The organism is Armatimonadia bacterium, from assembly GCA_039679385.1.
Taxonomy (GTDB): Bacteria; Armatimonadota; Zipacnadia; order Zipacnadales; family JABUFB01; genus JAJFTQ01.
Genome location: JBDKVB010000167.1, coordinates 1 through 1,932, shown reverse-complemented (window position 1 = coordinate 1,932; position 1,932 = coordinate 1). Strand labels below are relative to the sequence as shown.

2 protein-coding genes are annotated in these 1,932 nt (G+C 65.9%); both read left to right on the top strand.

All coding sequences use genetic code 11. The features are described 5' to 3' along the window. Nucleotides 1-574: RHS repeat-associated core domain-containing protein (locus ABFE16_19385; GenBank protein MEN6347464.1), on the top strand; the 574-nt coding region annotated here is incomplete at its 5' end. A gap of 399 nt (nucleotides 575-973) precedes the next feature. Next, complete coding sequence (locus tag ABFE16_19380; GenBank protein ID MEN6347463.1) at nucleotides 974-1,744, top strand: hypothetical protein; 771 nt, start codon at nucleotides 974-976, stop codon at nucleotides 1,742-1,744. Nucleotides 1,745-1,932 lie beyond the last annotated feature (188 nt).

The following is a 1,932-nucleotide window of genomic DNA, read 5'->3' as shown; positions in this document are numbered from 1 at the left end:
CACGACGCCAACTCCCTACCAGTACGTCGGCGCCTACGGCTATCTCACCGAACCCCTGCCGAACCTGATGCTCCTCTGGCACCGATGGTACGACGCCGGGGTAGGGAGGTTTGGGAGTAGGGACCCGATCGCAAGACAGGGCGTCGGGGCGTATCGGTATGTGTGGGATCGACCTTCTGACTTCGTTGACCCTGGCGGTGACGTCGCGCCGCTCATCGGCGCTGCCATCGTGGTGGTCGTCGGGGGGATCGTCACGCTCCTGGGAGGATGCGGACAAAGGCCCCCGAAGCCACACAGGCCGCCCTTGCCTGAGCGGAACGACACGAAAGGGTGGGTCGATGTCGCAAGGCTGCTTCCGGACTGCAGTCGGTATGTCCAGAAACTGGGCGAATGCGCGGGTACGGAGGACGGGATGTTCGGGGCGGTCCAGGACTGCTGTGATGCCATCCTGAACCCGGTGTCATGGGGCGACCCGTCGCTGCCGCTACTGCCCAGCGCAGGCACCAGCACGCTCGCGTGCTATGATGCACTCGTGCGGGCAGCGGACCTGGCGGTGCGAGGGAGGGCGCACTAGTGACGTAACACGTGCGGGGAGTGATGAAGGGGACAGTCGCGTGGGACGGAGGTAGACAGGGTGGAGCCATGTGGCGTTGTGGGGAAAGCCACAGCCATCGGTATCGTGCTTGCTGTGGCAGCCGGGATGTGCTGGTTGGCCGTACGTGCCGGGCTGGAGCGTTGGCGGCCGCTGCCTGGCGGCGTGGGAGAGTGTATGAGCTTCGAGGCCTCGCCAGATGGTGGCAAGCTCTGGGTGAGCTCCAGTGACAGTGACCGGTGGGCGGCTCTGGTGGACAGGGATGGGCCAACCGCCTTCAGGGTCCCTGGGGTGTGGGGAAGCCCTGGTGCACAGGCTTGCTGGTCACCCAACAGCAAGTGCATGGTCGCGACCCAAGGTGGTACTAGCAGGTGGGGCCGTATGCCTGCGCAGCGTCTCGTTCTGATTGAGCCCGATCGGCGGCGGGTGCGAACCCTCCTTCCTTGGCGGACGCCAACCTACATAAGCTGGCCGCGATGGTATGGCGAGTCCTCATGGGTTCTCTACGAGAAGGTGGATGCGCCCTCAGACACTGACGTGCACTCGATCTGGAGTGCGGGGCTGGACGTTGGCGGAAGAAGGGTCGTGGTCGGCTCGATGCGCTGGATATGGCAGCCCAGGGTCGGCGACTGGTTGGTGTACAGGGGACCGCTAACGAACCTCGGCCACCGCTACTACGCACGGGGCCCCGGCGGCCTCACGGAGTTGCTGCCCGAGGCGGCTGTCGCAGCGATGGGTGTGAGCCGCGACGGCCGCCACCTTGCCGCCCTCTGCCAGCTCAACCGAGACGTGCGTAGCACGGACAGGCTACAGCTTCGCATCGGCCCGGTCACGGGCCCCGACTGGCCGCTGGTGACTGACGAGACCTTCTGCCAAGCCTCTCCCCAGTGGTCTGCCGACGGGCGGCATCTGCTGCTCATGAGGCAGCCGCCGCCTGTGAATGGGACGCCAGCGAGGGGCCAGTTGGGTGTCGTCTTCACCCTCGTCGATGGCACCTGTCAGACGATCGTTCGCGCGGATGGCTCCCCAGTCCTGGGAGGACAGTTCCGGTGGGGCAAACCGGGCGAGGTTCTCTACGTCGCCGATGGAGCGATCAACGGATACGACCTCAGGACGCGTAGGGAACAACGGGTGTTCCCGTTGCCGGGGTAGGATAGGGCCATGGGCCCGCATCCAGGACCGCCGGATACCGTTCAGACAGCGCCGGGCAGGAGCGAGACGACCTACTACCAGTACAGCACGCTGAACCAGTTGACGCTGGAGCGGACCACCGCCGGTGCGCTGACCTACTACCAGTGGCAAGCCGACGGGGCCCTCGAAAGGCAGCAGGACGCCCGCGG